Below are 17,467 nucleotides of genomic sequence, written 5' to 3'. Positions count from 1 at the left end.
CCCCGGAAACGCGGCGGTGACGCGGCGGTGACAGACGCATGACGCACCAGATGTTGTGGCGGGTTGACCACACCCCCTTGCAGGCGTATTCAGGCGCCGTGGCGATTTGTCCTCCGGATTGCGGGCCACGTTAAACAAGCCGCTAAAGAGGTGAAGGGCATGGCCCCGGCACCTTTCGGTTGTCCGGGGCTTTTTGTTGGCCGAGGGGCCATACTGGGGAAGATGGGGCGATGACGAAGGACTGGAAGACCCGCACAAGCCTGGTGCACGAAGGAACGCGCCGCAGCCAGTATGGCGAGATGGCCGAGGCGATCTTCCTGACCCAAGGCTTCGTCTACCCGACCGCCGAGGCCGCCGAGGCCCGCTTCCTCAAGGCGGGCGAGGACGAGTTCATCTACGCCCGCTACGGCAACCCCACGACCCGGATGTTCGAAGAGCGGATCGCCGCCTTGGAGGGGACAGAGGATGCCTTTGCCACAGCCAGCGGCATGGCGGCGGTCTCGGGCGCGCTGATGTCCTGCCTGCGGGCGGGGGACCATGTGGTCTCGGCGCGCGCCTTGTTCGGGTCCTGCCTGTATGTGCTGGAAGAGGTCTTGCAGCGCTTTGGCGTGAGGGTGACTTTCGTGGACGGCGCGGATCTGGACCAGTGGCGCAAGGCGGTGACCCCCGGAACGAAGGCCGTGTTCTTCGAGTCGATGTCGAACCCGACGCTGGAGCTGGTGGACATCCGGGGGGTGTCGGATATCGCCCACGCGGCGGGCGCGCTGGTGATCTGCGACAACGTCTTTGCGACGCCGATCTTCTCTCGTGCCGTGGAGCAGGGGGCCGACGTCGTGGTCTATTCCACGACCAAGCACATCGACGGTCAGGGCCGTGCCTTGGGCGGCGTGGTCTGCAGCACGAAGGAGTTCGTGCGCAAGACCCTGGAACCCTACATGAAGCATACCGGCGGATCGATGAGCCCGTTCACGGCCTGGATGCACCTGAACGGCATGGCGACGCTGGACCTGCGCTGCCGGGCGATGGCGGATACGGCGTTGACGGTGGCCAAGGCTTTGACGGCGCACTCGAAGGTCACGAAGGTGATCTATCCGGGCCTGGAAAGCCACCCGCAGCACGGTCTGGCCATGGCGCAGATGGGGTCGGGGGGGACGCTGGTCACCTTCGAGGTGGCAGGCGGGAAAGAGGCGGCCTTCCGGTTCATGAACGCGCTGGAGATCGCCAAGATTTCCAACAACCTGGGCGACGCCAAGTCGATTGCGACGCACCCTGCGACGACGACGCACCAGCGCCTGCCGCAGGATCAGAAGGATGCGCTGGGGATCACTCCCGGCCTGATCCGGCTGTCGTTGGGGCTGGAGGATGCGGGCGACCTGATCGCCGACCTTGCGCAGGCGCTGGCTGCCGCCTGAGGTGGCGCCCAGGCCTGGGGCCTGGGGCCGCAGTCTGCGGATTGCGTGGTGGTGGTCACAAAGGGCGGCGGTCACAAAGGGCGTGACCGCGTCGGGATTTGTCTTGCGTCCCGTCAGGGAATCCCTATCTGATGGACATCTGCCTCGGACCAGGGTGATCCGGCGGCGGGGTCTGCACGTAAACTATCCGGAAATTGAAGGCGTCGGCCCGTGGGCACGCCCGAACCGAAAGGACCTGCCCAGATGAACATCCATACTCCCGAGCTTGACCGTCTTCCTTCGCGCGAAGAGGCCGAAGCGGCGCTGGCCGTGCTGCGCCAGTGGGCGGGGAAATCCTCGGACGAGGACATCGCCAAGCTGGATTCCGCTGTGGGCTGGCTTTTGCCCGGCCAGGGCTATCCGGCACTGGGCCGGATCTATCCCGAGGCGTTTCGCCCCGATGCGGGCTACAAGGCGTCGATGCCGGACCTTCAGAACGGTCCGTCCAGCCTGATCCGGGGTGCCAAGTCGCGCATCCAGCATGTCGGGATTTCCAATTTCCGCCTGCCGGTCCGCTTTGCGACCCGCGACGGGGCGCCGGTGGTGCTGGAAACCTCGGTCACGGGGACAGTCAGCCTGGAGGCCGAGAAGAAGGGCATCAACATGAGCCGCATCATGCGGTCGTTCTATGTCCATGCCGAGAAGGAGTTTTCCTTTGGCGTGATCGAGGCTGCGCTGGATGATTACAAGGCCGACCTTGGGTCCTTCGATGCGCGCATCCAGATGCGGCTGTCGTTCCCGATGCAGATGGTGTCGTTGCGGTCGGACCTGACCGGCTGGCAGTACTACGACATCGCGCTGGAATTGGTAGAGCAGGCAGGGGTCCGCAAGCGGATCGTGCATCTGGACTATGTGTATTCCTCGACCTGCCCGTGCAGTCTGGAGCTGTCGGAGCATGCCCGCATGGTGCGCGGCCAACTTGCCACGCCACATTCGCAGCGGTCGGTGGCGCGGCTGTCGGTGGTGCTGACCGGCGAGATGGCGCTGGAAGACCTGGTGGAGCTTGCGCGCGGCGCGGTCGTGACCGAGACGCAGGTCATGGTCAAGCGCGAGGACGAGCAGGCCTTCGCGGAACTGAACGCGGCAAATCCGATCTTCGTCGAGGACGCAGCGCGTCTGTTCTGCGAGGCGCTGCGGCGTGACGGGCGGATCGGCGATTTCCGGGTTGTCGCCAGCCACCAGGAGTCTTTGCACAGCCACGACGCCATCAGCCTTCTGACCGAGGGCGAGACCTTTGCCGCGGCAAGCCTGGACCCGCATCTGTTTCGGACACTGATCCACGCGCGCTGACGATTGACCTAAGGCGCGGGGCCGCGTAGCCATGCCCGACCATGGTTGACTTCCGCCCTGTCGCCTACGTCATCGGCCGCATCCTGATCGTGCTTGCGATCCTGATGCTGGCCCCCGCAATCATCGATTGGCGCGCGGGGCTGGCGAATGGCTACGACTTTCTGGCCAGCGCCGCCCTGACCGGCGTCGTGGGCGCGGCGCTGACCTTGTCCACGGGCAATGCGCTGGGACATGGGTTGGACACCCGGCAGGCCTATCTGCTGACGGCCGGTATCTGGGCGCTGGTCCCCTTTTTCGGCGCACTGCCCTTCTGGATTGGGGCGCCGGGCCTTAGCCTGAACAACGCCTATTTCGAGGCTGTTTCGGGGATCACCACCACCGGGGCCTCGGTCATCTCGGGCCTGGCCGAGTTGCCACGCGGGGTGATCCTGTGGCGCGGGATGCTGAACTGGCTTGGGGGGCTTGGAATCGCGTTCATTGCGATGATCTTCCTGCCCCTGATGCGCATCGGGGGCATGCAGTTCTTTCGAACCGAGGGCTTCGACACGTTCGGCAAGGTCTTGCCGCGCGCGACCGACATAGCGCAGCAACTGCTGATCGTCTATCTGACGCTGACTGTTGCGACGATGGTGGTCTATGCCGTTCTTGGCATGCCGGCGTTCGAGGCGGTGGTGCATGGCCTGGCAACGGTCGCGACGGGTGGCTTTTCCAGCAACGACGACTCGTTCACCCGGTACAACGCCTCGATCCTCTATGCCGCGGCGCTGTTCATGTTCCTGGCGAGCCTGCCTTACATCCGCTTCGTCCAGCTGATGAACGGATCGGCCGTCCCGCTGTGGCAGGACGCCCAGCTTCGTGCCTATGCGCGCTGGCTGGGAACGGCGGTGGCGGCTGTCGCCTTGTGGCGGATCTGGACGACCAACATCGGGGTGGAACTGGCCTTCCGCGAGAGCCTGTTCAACCTGACCTCGATCATGTCGTCGACCGGGTTCGGCACGGCCAGCTTTTCCGGCTGGGGCGGATTCATGCTGGTTGTGGCCTTTGTCATCGGAGTGATCGGTGCCTGTTCGGGATCATCGGCGGCGGGACTGTCGGTCTTCCGCGTGCAACTGGTCGTGGCCGTCCTGAAGCGCGAGGTCCGGCGGATCGGCAATCCCTCGGCGGTCGATCCGATCCGCTATGACGGTCGCCCCGTCGAAGAGGACGTGCTGAACGCGCTGATCCTCTTCGTGTCCAGTTTCATCCTGATCCTGGGCGTGATGAGCGTTGCAATAACGCTGATGGGGGTGGACAGCGTATCGGCGCTGTTCGCGGTCTGGACCACGCTGGGCAACGTCGGCTACGGCTTCGGCCCGATGGTCGAGCGGACCGGGACCTTCATCGACTTTCCGCCTGGTGCCATCGCCATCATGACGCTGTGCATGATCCTGGGCCGCCTGGGCCTGCTGGCGATCCTTGTCATGGTGCTGCCAAGCTTCTGGCGGCGCTGAAGGCAAACCTCGTCGTTCGACTGCGTCTCCTCCTCGGACGGGCCGCCGCCCAGTCAAACGCAGTCACCGGCAGGCGGCCCGCGAGGTCACTCCCAACAGGAGACGAGCGCGGTCATGCCCGTCGCCACCTCGGCCAGTGCGCCGGGGGTCAGCGGGGCGGGTGCCGTCGGGGTCTGCGGGGCAAGGCCGTTTGCGGTCAGAAGGCGGGCAATCTCGGCGCCCGACAGCGCGAAGGCCACCCCGGCAGGAAGCTGCTTGCCACCCGTCGGCGCTGGGGGCAACAGCATGCCCAGGACTGCGCCGGTCCCGTCCAGGACCGCCCCGCCCGCGTCACCCGGAAGCGATTGCAGTGACAGGCGCGACAGGTCGGCTTCGCCGTTCAGGCCCTGGGCATCCTCGTAGGTCCCGAAGGTCAGGACCGGGGCGGGCAGACGGTCTTCGTAGGAATAGCCGGGGACGGCGACCTCGCTGCCGGGGCGGGTTGACGCAGTGGCGAAAGCGGCCACCGCACGGGGGGCGAGGGCGGACTTGGGCTTGAGCAGCGCAAGGCCTGAGGTGGCGTCGGCGAGCGTGACCTCGGCGTCAGTGGTGCGGTCGATCGTGACGCGGCCGCATTGGGCCACCGCCTCAACCGTCGTGGCAACCAGGCCATCGGCCGAGACGAAGAACCCGGTGCGGCTGAGCTTCGGCTTGCGCACTTCAAGCCCCGCAAGGAGGCCGGCCTTCGCGCCAGCGTCCATTGCGACCATGCCGGGGTCAAGGACGCTATCGCCGTCCGGCGAGAAGCTGTCCTGAAGAACCTTGAGGATGCGGGCGTCACGACCCTCATTTCCAGGGGTGGACAGCAGCATCCAGCCCTTGATCCGGTCGCCGTTCAGCGTCGCATAGACGGTCGTATCGGCCTTGGCCGAAGTGCCACGGATGCGGAAGCTGCGGTCGTCGCGGTCACGCGCCCCGTCAAGCGGGACGGCATCCAGCGTCTGCAGCACGTCATAGAGGCCGTAAAGCGCGGCCTGGTCGCCGGGCTGCGAGATCAGCACGATCATCGGCGCACCGTCCATCTTGGCGCGGTAGTGGACGAAGGGCGGCTCGTAGTGATCGAATTCCACCAGGCCCAGGGGCAGGGTGACGGTGATGCCGGATTCGGCCTCGATCACCTGCTGGAAGCCGAAGGCGGCAAGCTCGCCCTGCCAGGCGTCCAGAAGTGCGCGGCGCTGGCGGGTGGTCAGGATGCCGGTCGGTTCATAGCCCCGGGCCTCTTGCCAGGCGGACATGGAGTTGCGGGTGCCGGGCCCGAAGGCGCCGTCGATGGCCGAGGGGTAGTAGCCAAACCATTGCAGCGCGGACTGGAGGTCGCGGCGGTCCTCGGGGGTCAAGAGCGCCTCGCTGTCGCGGGCCTGTTGCCGGTCTTCGTCCGGGGTCTGGACCGGCTGGGGGACCGGGGCAGGTTCTAGGGCTGTCGTCTCGGTTGCCGGGTCCACACCAGAGTCTGCGGCGGGTTCGACCGGCGCGGGCGCAGCGGTGCCCTCGGCGGGCCAGAACGGGTCACGCAGGTCGCGGGGCAAGGCGATGAAGCTGTCGGACGGGATCAGGCGTTCGGATTTCAGGCTGGCCAGAAGCGCGGCCGCTTCTGCGGGCGGGTAGGGCCCAAGGAGGATGCCGAACCAGCCGGAGCGAAGCCCGAAGCCGGCAGTTTCGGGGAAGAGCGCGCTATAGGCCCGGGCGCGGGTTTCGGCGGTGGCGCGGTCGGGCAGCGCCTCGACCTGAATGTAGACCCGGCCGTCCTGGGCAACACCTGCCTTGGGGTACACCAGCATCAGGGCGGACAGAAGTAGTGCAAACAGGGCAACGGGTCTGAACATGAGGCGGTCCTGAACTGGGCGTTTCGTGCACCTTTAGACAGTGCGCGTGCGGCGGCAAGGGTGAAACCGGTCACGTTTGCGCCGGTTCTTTCCTGAATTGACCCTTTGGCCCCCAGTGGATAGGGAAGGCGGCACGTTCCACACCCGCTAAACGTCCCCGCCCAACGCCCCCTGCCAGAGGCTGCCCATGTCCGAAGCCCCCGCCACGCCCCGAAGCTTCCAGGAAATCATCCTGCGGCTGCAATCCTATTGGGCGTCGCGGGGCTGCGCTGTGTTGCAGCCCTATGACATGGAAGTCGGGGCCGGGACCTTCCACCCGGCGACCACCCTGCGGTCCCTGGGGGCAAAGCCCTGGGCGGCGGCCTATGTGCAGCCCTCGCGTCGGCCCACCGACGGGCGCTATGGCGAGAACCCGAACCGCCTGCAGCACTATTACCAGTATCAGGTGATCATCAAGCCAAGCCCGCCCGACCTGCAGGAGCTTTACCTGGGTTCGCTGGCGGCCATCGGCATCGACCTTGGCCTGCACGACATCCGCTTTGTCGAGGACGATTGGGAAAGCCCGACGCTGGGTGCCTGGGGCCTGGGCTGGGAGGTCTGGTGCGACGGGATGGAGGTCAGCCAGTTCACCTATTTCCAGCAGGTCGGCGGACATGACTGCAAGCCGGTCTCGGGCGAGCTGACCTATGGGCTGGAGCGGCTGGCGATGTACGTGATGGGCGTCGATCACGTGATGGACATGCCGTTCAACGACCCCCAAAGCCCGATCCCGTTGAAATACGGCGACATCTTCCGCCAGACCGAAGAGGAATACAGCCGCCACAACTTTGACGGCGCTGATACCGAAATGCTGTTCCGGCATTTCGAGGCGGCCGAAAAGGAATGTGAGCGTCTGCTGGCGTTTGAACCGCAGGACCCCAAGTCGGGCAAGCGCATCATCATGGCGCATCCCGCCTATGACCAGACGATCAAGGCCAGCCACCTGTTCAACCTGCTGGACGCGCGCGGCGTGATCTCGGTCACGGAACGGCAGGCCTATATCGGTCGGGTGCGGGCCTTGGCAAAGCAATGCGCCGACGCCTTCCGCCTGACCGAAGCGGGGGCGGATCAGTGAATGGTGGCAAGATCATCGTGGGGGCCATCTTGATCGTCGCAGCCGTCGCGGGCGGGTTCCTGTGGTACACCGCCGAACGCGCTTTCTATGAACCCGTGGCCTTCCAGCCCGGTGCCGAAATCCGGCTGGTGCCGCTGACCGGCGACCAGCCCGAAGCCATCGTGGTCGAGAGGGTCGAGGGGATCGACGCGGCCAGCTCTCCCATCAAGTTCCGCGCCTGTTTCACCACGCCGCTGTCGCTGGCGATGCTGACCGAGACCTACCGCGACTATCCCGCAGCCGAGCCGCTGGTCGCCCCGCGCGGGTTCGACTGCTTTGACGCGCAGGCCATCGGCAAGGCGCTTGAGGCGGGCGAGGCGCTGGCCTTCCTGTCCGAGCCCGAAATCCATCCCGGCGTCGACCGGGTCGTGGCCGTCTTCCCCGACGGGCGCGCCTTCGCCTGGCACCAGCTGAACGGCAACCTCGCGGAGTGAGCATGGCCGAGGCCGAGGACGCCCTGAGGAAGCTGAAGCGCCGTCACAAGCGCGACCTGCGCCATGCGCGGGCCGAGGGGCTTTTGGCGGGCGTCGTCTCGATGCTGCGGCCGGGGGATGTGGTGGTGGACTGCGGCGCGAACCGGGGCGATGTGACCGAGGTGCTGGCCGCATCCGGTGCCACGGTCCATGCCTTCGAGCCCGACCCCTACAACCTGGCGCATCTGCAGGACCGCTTCGCCACCGCGTCGAACGTGGTGCTGCATGCGGCGGCGGTAGGGGTGGAAGCCGGGACCGTGCGGCTGATGCGGGCGGCGAACTGGGACGACAACCCGGACTTCGCGTCGGTGAAAAGCACGGTCGTCGCTGGGGGGCACAATATCGCCGAGGATGAGGGGATCGACGTGGCGCTGATCGACTTCCCGGCCTTCCTGCGCGGACTTCTGGACGCGCACGACCGGGTCGCCTTTATCAAGATGGACATCGAGGGGGCCGAACTGGACCTTCTGGGCGCCATGCTGGAGGCGCGGCTTTTCGACCATATCCAGCTGACCGTCGCCGAGACCCATGAGCGCAAGTTCAAGGACCTGCGCCCGCGCTTTGCCGACCTGCGCGCCGCCATCGTCGCCGCCTATCCGCCCGCCCGCGTGAACCTCGACTGGATCTAGGAACCTGACATGCCCGACCTTCTGATCGAACTCTTCTCCGAGGAAATCCCGGCGCGCATGCAGGCCCGCGCCCGCGAGGACCTGCGCAAGCTGGTGACCGACGGGCTGGTCGAGGCCGGGCTGACCTATGCCTCTGCCGGGGCTTTCTCGACCCCGCGGCGGCTGGTGCTGTCGGTCGAGGGGCTGACCGCGGAAAGCCGCCCGGTGCGGGAGGAACGCAAGGGGCCGTCGGTGTTGGCCCCCGCGCAGGCGGTGGAGGGGTTTCTGCGGTCGACGGGCCTGACGCTGGACCAACTGGAGCGGCGGGCGGACAAGAAGGGCGAGACCTTCTATGCGGTGGTGGAAAAGCCGGGCCGTGCGGCGTCGGCGATCGTCGCCGAGGTGCTGGAAGCGGTGATCCGCAATTTCCCCTGGCCGAAGTCGATGCGCTGGGGCGCGGGCAGTTTGCGCTGGGTCCGGCCCTTGCAGTCGATCCTCTGCCTCTTGTCGGATGAGACCGGCGCGCATGTCGTGCCGCTGACGGTGGACGGGATCGTCTCGGGCAATGTGACCGAGGGCCACCGCTTCATGGGCATGGGGCGCTTTGTGGTGACGGGCTTTGACGACTACGCCGTCAAGCTGAAGCGCGCCAAGGTGGTGCTGGACAGCGCCGAGCGCGAGGCCGCGATCTGGCAGGGCGCGCAGAACCTGGCCTTTGCGGCGGGGATGGAGGTTGTTCCTGACACCGGTCTGCTGACCGAGGTGGCGGGGCTGGTGGAATGGCCGGTGCCGCTGATGGGCCGGATTGCGGACCAGTTCCTTTCGTTGCCGCCCGAGGTGCTGCAGACCAGCATGAAGGAACACCAGAAGTTCTTTTCGGTGAAGAACCCCAAGACCGGGCGGATCGAGGGCTTTGTCACCGTGGCGAACATCGAGGCGGCGGATGGCGGCGAGGTGATCCTGAAGGGCAACCAGAAGGTCCTCGCGGCGCGTCTCTCGGACGCGAAGTTCTTCTGGGAGAATGACTTGCGCGTCGCGAAGTCCGGGATGGGTGAGTGGGTGGAGGGGCTGAAGGCGGTTACCTTCCACAACAAGCTTGGCTCGCAGGCGGATCGGATCGAGCGGATCGCGGCGCTGGCGCGCGAGATTGCGCCGCTGGTGGGGGCGGATGCTGACGATGCTGCCCACGCCGCGAAGCTGGCGAAGCTGGATCTTCGCTCGGCGATGGTGGGCGAGTTCCCCGAGTTGCAGGGCGTGATGGGCCGCTACTATGCGCTGGAGGCCGGGGAGAAGGCTTCCGTTGCAGATGCCGCGCGGGACCATTGGCGGCCGAAGGGGGAGAGTGATGGGGTGCCTTCGGAGCCGGTGTCAGTCGCCGTGGCGCTGGCCGACAAGATCGACACGCTGACCGGGTTCTGGGCGATTGACGAGAAGCCGACGGGGTCAAAGGACCCGTTTGCGCTGCGGCGGGCGGCGCTTGGGGTTATTCGGTTGGTGCTCGGGAATGGGGTGCGGATAAGGCTCGCTCAGAAAGTCTCCTACTTCGTTGTTCAGTTGGGCTTTGCGGCGAAGATTCTTGACCAAGCACGGTCCAAGGATGTCGGCACAGACCGGTATTCGGCGGCTCTGCATGAAACAGGGTCATCGCTTGCGCCCGACCTCCTCTCCTTCTTCCACGACCGCCTCAAGGTCTACCTCAAGGACCAGGGCGTGCGGCACGACATCATCGACGCCTGCCTTGCCATGCCGGGGAACGACGACCTGACGCTGCTCGTCAAGCGGGCCACAGCGCTTTCCGAAACGCTCAAGACCGAGGACGGGGCGAACCTGTTGCAGGGCTTCAAGCGGGCGAACAACATCCTCAGCCAGGCCGAGGCCAAGGACGGTGTCGAATACTCGTTCGGCGCGGACCCGAAGTTTGCCGAGACGGACGAGGAACGGGCGCTGTTCGCGGCGCTCGACACCGCCGAGGCGACGATCACCCCGGCGATGGCGAACGAGGATTTCGGCACTGCGATGGCGGCGATGGCCGCCCTTCGCGCGCCGATCGACGCGTTCTTTACCGCCGTTCAGGTCAACAGCGACAACCAGATCGTCCGGCGCAACCGGCTGAACCTTCTGCACCGCATCCGGGCGGTCTGTTCCGGCGTCGCGGATCTGACGCGCATCGAAGGGTGAACCCGACCCGGGCTTGATCCGGGGCCTTGTGCGAGAAGGGGAGGCCCCGGATCAAGTCCGGGGCGGGTTTCGCGTTTGCCCAAAGATTCGTCATCCAACTGACATGTCACGCTTGATTGACAGGGGTTTCGGCGTATTCTGCACCTGAACAAAAGGTGCTGCAGTGCAGAAACATGACCCCATCGCGGAGTTTGCGCAGATCACGCCAAGCGCGCAGATCGCGACCGCAAACCACGGCTGGCGGGCCAAATGCCTGCAGCGGCTGGTGAGGCTGGACCTTCCCGTGCCGAAATCCGTGGCGCTGCCCTCGACCACCGTGCGCGCCATCGCGGCCGGGCATGGGGTGGATGCGGCTGGAATCCTTGACAATTTCGGCGATGGGCCGCTGATCAGCGTGCGCCCCAGCCCTGCCAACCCGGATTGGGGCGGCCCGGCGACGATCCTGAACATCGGGCTGAACGCCAAGCGCCATGCGCGCCTGGCCGAAACGCATGGCGAGGCGGCTGCGGATGCGCTCTATCTGCGCTTCGTGCAGGCTTATGCGATCCATGTGGCGCGGCTGGACCCCGAGGTCTTTGATGGGTTGAAGCCGGGGCCGGGTGCCCTGCGCGACGCCTTGCGCGAATACGAAGTCGAAACCGACGAGCCCTTCCCGCAAGAGCCCTCCCGCCAGTTGTCCGAGGTCTTGCGGTCGATGGCGCGGGCCTGGGAGGGGACCTCGGCCCGGCTTCTGCGCCAGGCCAAGGGTGCGCCCGAGGAGGCGGCGCTTGGGCTGGTCGTGCAGGAAATGGCGCAGGGGATCGGGCAGGGGATCTCGGGCTCGGGTGTCATGCAGTTCGTCGATCCGGTGACCGGCCAGCCGCAGATCACCGGGCGGTACCTGGGCCAGAGCCAGGGTCGTGACGCGCTGAAGACGACCGAAGCACTGTATCTGACCCGCGATGCGCGCGGCCCGTCGCTGGAAGATGTGGCCCCCGAGATCTTCGCCCGGTTGGTGGAGCACGGGACGGTCTGCCGCCAGCGCCTGCGCGAGGAAATGCAGATCGAGTTCACCATCGAGGATGGCCGCCTGGCCGTGCTGGACGCGGTGAAGGTACAACGCTCGGCCCGCGCAGGGTTGCGGATCGCCGTGGCGCTGGCCGAGGACGGGATCATCCCGCGCAACGAGGCTGTGCTGCGGGTCGAACCGCGCGCGCTGTCGGAGCTTCTGCACCATCAGGTCGACCCACGCGGAGAGCGCGACGTGATCGCGCGGGGGATCGCGGCGTCCCCTGGGGCGGCGACGGGAATTCTGGTGTTCTCGTCCTCGGCAGCGCAGGCGGCCGCGGCGCGGGGCGAGGCCTGCATCCTGGTGCGGCGCGAAACGGCGCCCGAGGACATCCGGGGGATGCATTCGTCGGCGGCAGTGTTGACGGAACGCGGCGGTATGACGAGCCATGCGGCGGTGATCGCGCGGGGGCTTGGTCTTCCGTGCGTGGTGGGTGCGTCCGAAGTGCGGATGGACACACGGGACAAGAAACTGACGGCAGCGGACGGACGCGTCTTCCGCGAGGGCGACCTGGTGACACTGGACGGCACCAAGGGCGAGGCGCTGGCGGGCGCGGCCGAAATGCTGCCCCCTGCTCTGGACGACAGTTTCCGCCGGCTGCTGGCCTGGGCCGACGAGGTGCGCGACATCGGCATCCGGGCCAACGCCGACACCCCCGCCGACGCCGAAACCGCACGCAAGTTCGAGGCCGAGGGCATTGGGCTTTGCCGGACCGAACACATGTTCTTCGACGAAGACCGCCTGATCGTGATGCGCGAGATGATCTTCGCCGACAGCCCCGGCGACCGGGCGGCGGCACTTGCGCGGCTGTTGCCGATGCAGCGGGCCGATTTCGTGCAGCTCTTTGAAATCATGCAGGGACTTCCGGTCTGCATACGCCTGTTTGACCCGCCTCTGCACGAATTCCTGCCCTCGGACCGTGAGGGGCTGCGCGATCTGGCCGAAGCCCTGGACCGCCCGCTTAGCGAAGTCACCCGCCGCGCCGAGGCGCTGACCGAGGTGAACCCGATGCTTGGGATGCGCGGGGTCCGGCTGGGGGTGGTCCTGCCGGAAATCTATGACATGCAGGCCCAGGCGATCTTCGAGGCGACGTTGGAATCCGCCCGCCGGGGTGCCCCCGTGGTGCCCGAGATCATGATCCCGCTGGTCAGCGCCCGGCGTGAGGTCGAGCTGGTCAAGACCCGGATCGACGCGGTGGCGGCGATGGTGCGCACCAAGGCCGGGGCAAGCTTCGATTTCAAGCTGGGTGTCATGGTCGAAACCCCCCGCGCCGCACTAAGGGCCGGAGAGATCGCCCAGCACGCCGCCTTCCTGTCCTTTGGCACCAACGACCTGACCCAGATGACCTATGGGTTGAGCCGCGACGACGCCGGTCGCTTCATGAACACCTATGTCCGGCTGGGGGTTTTCCCCGAGGACCCGTTCCACATCCTGGACATCGACGGGGTGGGCGAGCTTCTGCACATCGGAGCCGAGCGGGGCCGCAAGACGCGGAAAGACCTGACGCTTTCCATCTGCGGCGAGCATGGCGGGAACCCGGAGTCGATCGATTTCTGTCGGCAGGCGGGCTTCGATTACGTGTCCTGCTCGCCCTACCGGGTGCCGATGGCGCGGTTGGCTGCGGCGCACCTTGCGCTCAACGATAGGGCGAAAAACGTTTAAAATCAGTTAATTATAACCATTTCTTAAGAGAATCCCCCGATTTTAGGCGGCATTTCGCTTACGCAGCATCGAATTCCGTGACATTTGGGCAACAGCGGTGGACCGGCGGGAACAGAACCCCTAGGTGGCCTGCTGCTTGCAAAGGCGGGGATACGTCCGCCACCACCAAAGACGGAATTGAGCAGATGAAACGCGTTCTGACCCTCGCGCTGGCGATGGCTTTGGCAGCCACGGCCGCCACGGCGGATGGCAGCTGGCCAGCCAGCATGTTCGGCTTTCAGTCGGCCGCCCTGAGTCCCGACTTGAAACGCCTGCCCGCGCCCGATCTGACCGGCCCCTTGCCTGCCATCGCCATGACCGATGGGATCACCGAGGACTGGCTGATGTCCCGCCCCGAGCCGACCGGCGACGAGCAGTGGAAATGTCTGACCGAGGCGCTGTATTTCGAGGCGCGCGGTGAAAGCCTTGAGGGGCAGATCGCGGTGGCGGAAGTCATCCTGAACCGCGTCGACAGCCCGCTTTATCCCCGCACCATCTGCGGCGTGGTCAAGCAGCGCGGTGGCGGGGGGTGCCAGTTCTCATACGTCTGTCAGGGCATGGTGAAGATGCGCGAGACGCGCGCCGCCGATCTTGCAGGTCGGATCGCGCACGCCATGCTGGACGGCGCGCCACGGCTGTTGACCGACGGGGCCACGCATTTCCATACGCGGGCCGTCAAGCCAAGCTGGTCGAAGCGGTTTGCCCGGACGGCAGCCATCGGCGCGCATCTCTTCTACCGCCAGCCCGGCACTCGGGGCTGATGTCGGGTATTGCGCGTTCGGTGACGCCTTCTCGCTTGGCCACCGCGCGCTGCATGCTATGACGGGCGGAACTGCGGAGGCGCCCATGACCATGTCCGATATCGAGCTTGCCTTCGCCCATCCCGAAGATCGGGCCGAGGCCTCGGCAGGGGCTGCCCCGCGCGACCGGATCAGTTTGCGCGACCATGTGGTCGAAGCCGATATCGGGGCGTTCCAGAAAGAGCGCGGCCACAAGCAGCGTTTGCGCTTCAACGTGGTGGTCGAAGTCCGGCCGGTCACCGAGCCGCTGGACGATGACGTCGACCGCATCCTCTCATACGACCGGATCACCGAGGCGATCGACGCGGAACTTGCGGCCGAGCGGTTGAACCTTCTGGAAACGCTGGCCGAACGGGTGGCCGAGCGAATTCTGGCCGAGCCCGCTGCCATGCGGGTCTTCGTGCGGATCGAGAAGCTGGACATCGGCCCCTATGCCCTGGGGGTCGAGATCGTTCGGTCGCGCGCTGAACGCCCGGTGCAGAAGGCCGGCGACGAAGGGATGGAGGCGGTGCATCCGCTGGTCGTCTATCTTGACAACCTGTCGATCCATGCGCCCGACCTTTCGGCCCGGCTGGATGCGCTGCTGGCCGAGGGGCTGCCACTGATCCTGGCGGTCGGACTGCCCGACCTGCCGCGCCCGGTGACCGGCCACAAGCCGACCCAGCGCCGGGTGGATCTGCTGGCAATGGAGCAGAACGCCTGGACCCTTGCCGCCCGCGACCCGCGCTGCGTGGTGGTGGCGACGCGGACGGAAATCGACTGGGCGATCAAGCGCGGGCAATCGGTCGTCTGGGCACCATCAAAGCTGGTGCTGGATGCCGTGGACGGGCCGAAGGGATCCGAGCCGGTCAGCCTTGCCCTGTGGCTGGCGGAAACAATGTCGGCCTCGGCGCTGGTTGTTCACGGCGACGTTGCAGTCCCGGCAGGAAGCCGCGTTCCGGTGCGGCGCGCCTGAAGCTTCCCCCTTGAAAAGCGGCGGACCATCGGCCACTCCGGGGGCATGGAATACTTCCGCCCCATCGCGATGACCGATCCCGCCCGTCCGGCAGCGGCTTTCGTGCTGGCCGGTGGCTGGTGCTGGTTTGACCGGGTCGAGGTCCTGTCGCGCGCCGCGGCGGCCCGGATCGTTCCCGCGTCAGAAGTCCCCGCATCGGTTCTGCACCGGCTGACCGCGCGTCGACCCGACTTTGCCGGGGTGGCGATGGACCGGCCGCGGCTGATGGGCATCCTGAACGTGACGCCGGACAGCTTTTCCGACGGTGGCAAGTTCCTGGGGGCCGAGGCCGCCGGGACGCAGGCCCGCGCGATGGCGACAGGGGCCGAGATCATTGACATCGGCGGCGAAAGCACCCGTCCCGGTGCAGTTGAGGTCCCGGTCGAGGAGGAGATCGACCGCACCGCCCCGGTGATCCGGGCGCTGCGGGACGGGGGACTGACTGCGCCGATTTCCATCGACACCCGCAAGGCTCTGGTCGCTGCAGCGGCGCTTGAGGCCGGTGCCTCCATCGTGAATGACGTCTCGGCCTTCGACTTCGATCCGGCGTTAGGGCCATTGGTAGCGCAGCGGAACGTGCCGGTCGTCCTGATGCATGCCCAGGGCGTGCCCGCAACGATGCAGGACAATCCGCATTATGGAGACGTCCTGCTGGACGTCTACGACGCGCTTGCAACCCGCCTCGCACGGGCCGAGGCGTTGGGGATCGACCGGGCACGGATCGTGCTTGATCCGGGCATCGGCTTCGGGAAGACGGAAGCGCACAACCTTGCCTTGCTGCGCGGCCTGGCGCTGTTCCACGGGCTTGGCTGCCCGATTCTGCTTGGCACCTCGCGCAAGCGGTTCATCGGAAGGATCGGGCAGGCCGATGCGCCAGAGAGCCGGGCGCCGGGGTCCATCGCCACTGCACTGGCAGGGGTGGCGCAAGGGGCGCAGATCGTCCGCGTGCATGACGTGCCCGAGACAAGGCAGGCCCTGCGATTGTGGCAGGCGATGAACACCGATCATCTGGAGGACGAGGCATGAGCCGCAAGCTGTTTGGTACCGATGGCGTCCGGGGGCGTGCGAACAGCTGGCCGATGACGGCGGAACTTGCTTTGAAGCTGGGGGCAGCGGCAGGGCGGTATTTCCGCCGGGATGGGTCATCGGCGCATCGGGTGGTGATCGGCAAGGACACCCGGCTGTCTGGCTACATGCTGGAGAACGCGCTGACGGCGGGGTTCTGCTCGACGGGGATGAATGTTCTCCTGCTGGGTCCGGTGCCTACGCCCGCGGTGGGGTATCTTACGCGGTCGATGCGGGCGGATGTGGGGGTGATGATCAGCGCCAGCCACAACCCGCACCAGGACAACGGGATCAAGTTCTTCGGGCCGGATGGCTTCAAGCTTTCGGACAGTGCCGAAGCCGAGATCGAGGCGATGGTCGAGGGCGAGATCCAGCCTGCCAAGCCGGAGAACATCGGGCGGGCGAAGCGGATCGAGGACGGGCGGGGCCGGTATCAGGAATTCGTCAAGACCTCCTTCCCCAACGGCCTGCGCCTGGACGGATTGAAGGTGGTGATCGATTGCGCGAACGGGGCTGCCTACAAGGCGGCGCCCGAGGTGCTGTGGGAACTGGGGGCCGAAGTGATCCCGGTCGGCGTCCATCCGAATGGGACAAACATCAATCACCGCTGCGGGTCGACGCACACCGAGACCGCTGCCGAGGCCGTCGTGTCGCACGGGGCGCATGTCGGGATCAGCCTGGATGGCGACGCCGACCGGATCATGATCCTGGACGAGACGGGCCGCGTCGCGGACGGGGATCAGATCATGGCGCTTCTGGCGGCCCGCTGGGCCGAGGAGGGGCGGCTTTCGGGTGGGGCGCTGGTCGCCACGGTGATGTCCAACCTGGGGCTGGAGCGGTTCCTGGCGGGTCGCGGCCTGCGGCTGGAACGGACGGCGGTGGGCGACCGCTACGTCGTCGAACGGATGCGCGAGGGGGGCTTCAACCTGGGGGGTGAGCAATCCGGGCACATCGTGATGACCGATTATGCGACGACCGGGGATGGGCTGGTCGCGGGGTTGCAGTTCCTGGCCGAGATGGTGCGGACCGGGCGGCCTGCGTCGGAGCTGACGCGGTCGTTCGAGACCGTCCCGCAGATGTTGAAGAATGTGCGGTTCTCGGCCGGGGCCAAGCCGCTGGAGGTCGCCTCGGTCCAGGAGGTGATCCGGGCGAGCGAGCAGCGGATCGAGGGGTTGGGGCGCATCCTGATCCGCAAATCCGGGACAGAGCCGCTGATCCGGGTCATGGCGGAATGTGAGGACGAGGCCCTGCTGGCTGCCGTGGTCGACGAAATCGTGGGCGCGGTGGAGGCGGCCGTCTGACGCTGTCCACGGTGGACATCTTTGCTTTTGTCAGTTGAAACAATGGTTTGCCT

Annotated in this window: 13 protein-coding genes and 1 riboswitch; of the genes, 12 read left to right on the top strand and 1 reads right to left on the bottom strand. The window is 66.5% G+C overall.

What is annotated here, in order from left to right:
• Positions 1-88: 88 nt before the first annotated feature.
• Positions 89-167, top strand: a riboswitch (SAM riboswitch).
• A 63-nt stretch (positions 168-230) separates the two neighbouring features.
• From metZ to Q8M85_RS17475, 3 genes are all read left to right on the top strand, one after another.
• Positions 231-1,412 carry an O-succinylhomoserine sulfhydrylase gene (gene metZ / locus Q8M85_RS17485; RefSeq protein ID WP_305546954.1) on the top strand — a complete coding sequence of 394 codons (1,182 nt, stop codon included), beginning with the start codon at positions 231-233 and terminating at the stop codon, positions 1,410-1,412.
• A 243-nt stretch (positions 1,413-1,655) separates the two neighbouring features.
• Positions 1,656-2,741, top strand: coding sequence for a GTP cyclohydrolase FolE2 (folE2, locus tag Q8M85_RS17480; RefSeq protein ID WP_305546952.1), 1,086 nt, complete (start codon positions 1,656-1,658; stop codon positions 2,739-2,741).
• Between the two features lie 41 nt (positions 2,742-2,782).
• Complete coding sequence (locus Q8M85_RS17475; RefSeq protein ID WP_305546950.1) at positions 2,783-4,231, top strand: TrkH family potassium uptake protein; 1,449 nt, start codon at positions 2,783-2,785, stop codon at positions 4,229-4,231.
• Between the two features lie 86 nt (positions 4,232-4,317).
• Here Q8M85_RS17475 and Q8M85_RS17470 read toward each other — a convergent pair whose 3' ends face one another.
• Positions 4,318-6,093: a serine protease gene (locus tag Q8M85_RS17470; protein WP_305546947.1), complete on the bottom strand. Its 1,776-nt coding sequence runs from the start codon at positions 6,091-6,093 to the stop codon at positions 4,318-4,320.
• 187 nt (positions 6,094-6,280) lie between these two features.
• Between Q8M85_RS17470 and Q8M85_RS17465 the strand changes: the two genes are divergently transcribed.
• From Q8M85_RS17465 to glmM, 9 genes are all read left to right on the top strand, one after another.
• On the top strand, positions 6,281-7,207 hold the full coding sequence (locus Q8M85_RS17465; protein WP_305546946.1) for a glycine--tRNA ligase subunit alpha: 927 nt from the start codon (positions 6,281-6,283) through the stop codon (positions 7,205-7,207).
• On the top strand, positions 7,162-7,680 hold the full coding sequence (locus Q8M85_RS17460; protein ID WP_305546944.1) for a DUF6446 family protein: 519 nt from the start codon (positions 7,162-7,164) through the stop codon (positions 7,678-7,680). The genes Q8M85_RS17465 and Q8M85_RS17460 overlap by 46 nt, the downstream gene beginning before the upstream one ends.
• A gap of 2 nt (positions 7,681-7,682) precedes the next feature.
• Positions 7,683-8,348, top strand: a complete 666-nt coding sequence (locus tag Q8M85_RS17455) for an FkbM family methyltransferase (protein WP_305546942.1) — start codon at positions 7,683-7,685, stop codon at positions 8,346-8,348.
• A 9-nt stretch (positions 8,349-8,357) separates the two neighbouring features.
• The gene (glyS, locus tag Q8M85_RS17450; RefSeq protein WP_305546940.1) at positions 8,358-10,505 is read left to right on the top strand and encodes a glycine--tRNA ligase subunit beta; all 2,148 of its coding nucleotides are present in this window, start codon (positions 8,358-8,360) and stop codon (positions 10,503-10,505) included.
• A gap of 163 nt (positions 10,506-10,668) precedes the next feature.
• A complete protein-coding gene (locus Q8M85_RS17445; protein WP_305546938.1) occupies positions 10,669-13,215 on the top strand; it encodes a putative PEP-binding protein in 2,547 nt (848 codons plus the stop codon).
• A gap of 185 nt (positions 13,216-13,400) precedes the next feature.
• Positions 13,401-14,015 carry a cell wall hydrolase gene (locus tag Q8M85_RS17440; protein ID WP_305546936.1) on the top strand — a complete coding sequence of 205 codons (615 nt, stop codon included), beginning with the start codon at positions 13,401-13,403 and terminating at the stop codon, positions 14,013-14,015.
• Between the two features lie 85 nt (positions 14,016-14,100).
• Positions 14,101-15,009, top strand: a complete 909-nt coding sequence (locus tag Q8M85_RS17435) for a dihydroneopterin aldolase (RefSeq protein ID WP_305546933.1) — start codon at positions 14,101-14,103, stop codon at positions 15,007-15,009.
• Between the two features lie 45 nt (positions 15,010-15,054).
• Positions 15,055-16,074: a dihydropteroate synthase gene (folP, locus tag Q8M85_RS17430; RefSeq protein ID WP_305546931.1), complete on the top strand. Its 1,020-nt coding sequence runs from the start codon at positions 15,055-15,057 to the stop codon at positions 16,072-16,074.
• A complete protein-coding gene (glmM, locus tag Q8M85_RS17425; protein WP_305546928.1) occupies positions 16,071-17,414 on the top strand; it encodes a phosphoglucosamine mutase in 1,344 nt (447 codons plus the stop codon). The genes folP and glmM overlap by 4 nt, the downstream gene beginning before the upstream one ends.
• The last annotated feature ends 53 nt before the right edge of the window (positions 17,415-17,467 follow it).

It is taken from the genome of Tabrizicola sp. (assembly GCF_030694085.1).
Taxonomy (GTDB): Bacteria; Pseudomonadota; Alphaproteobacteria; order Rhodobacterales; family Rhodobacteraceae; genus Tabrizicola.
This window is presented reverse-complemented; position numbering and strand designations above follow the sequence as displayed.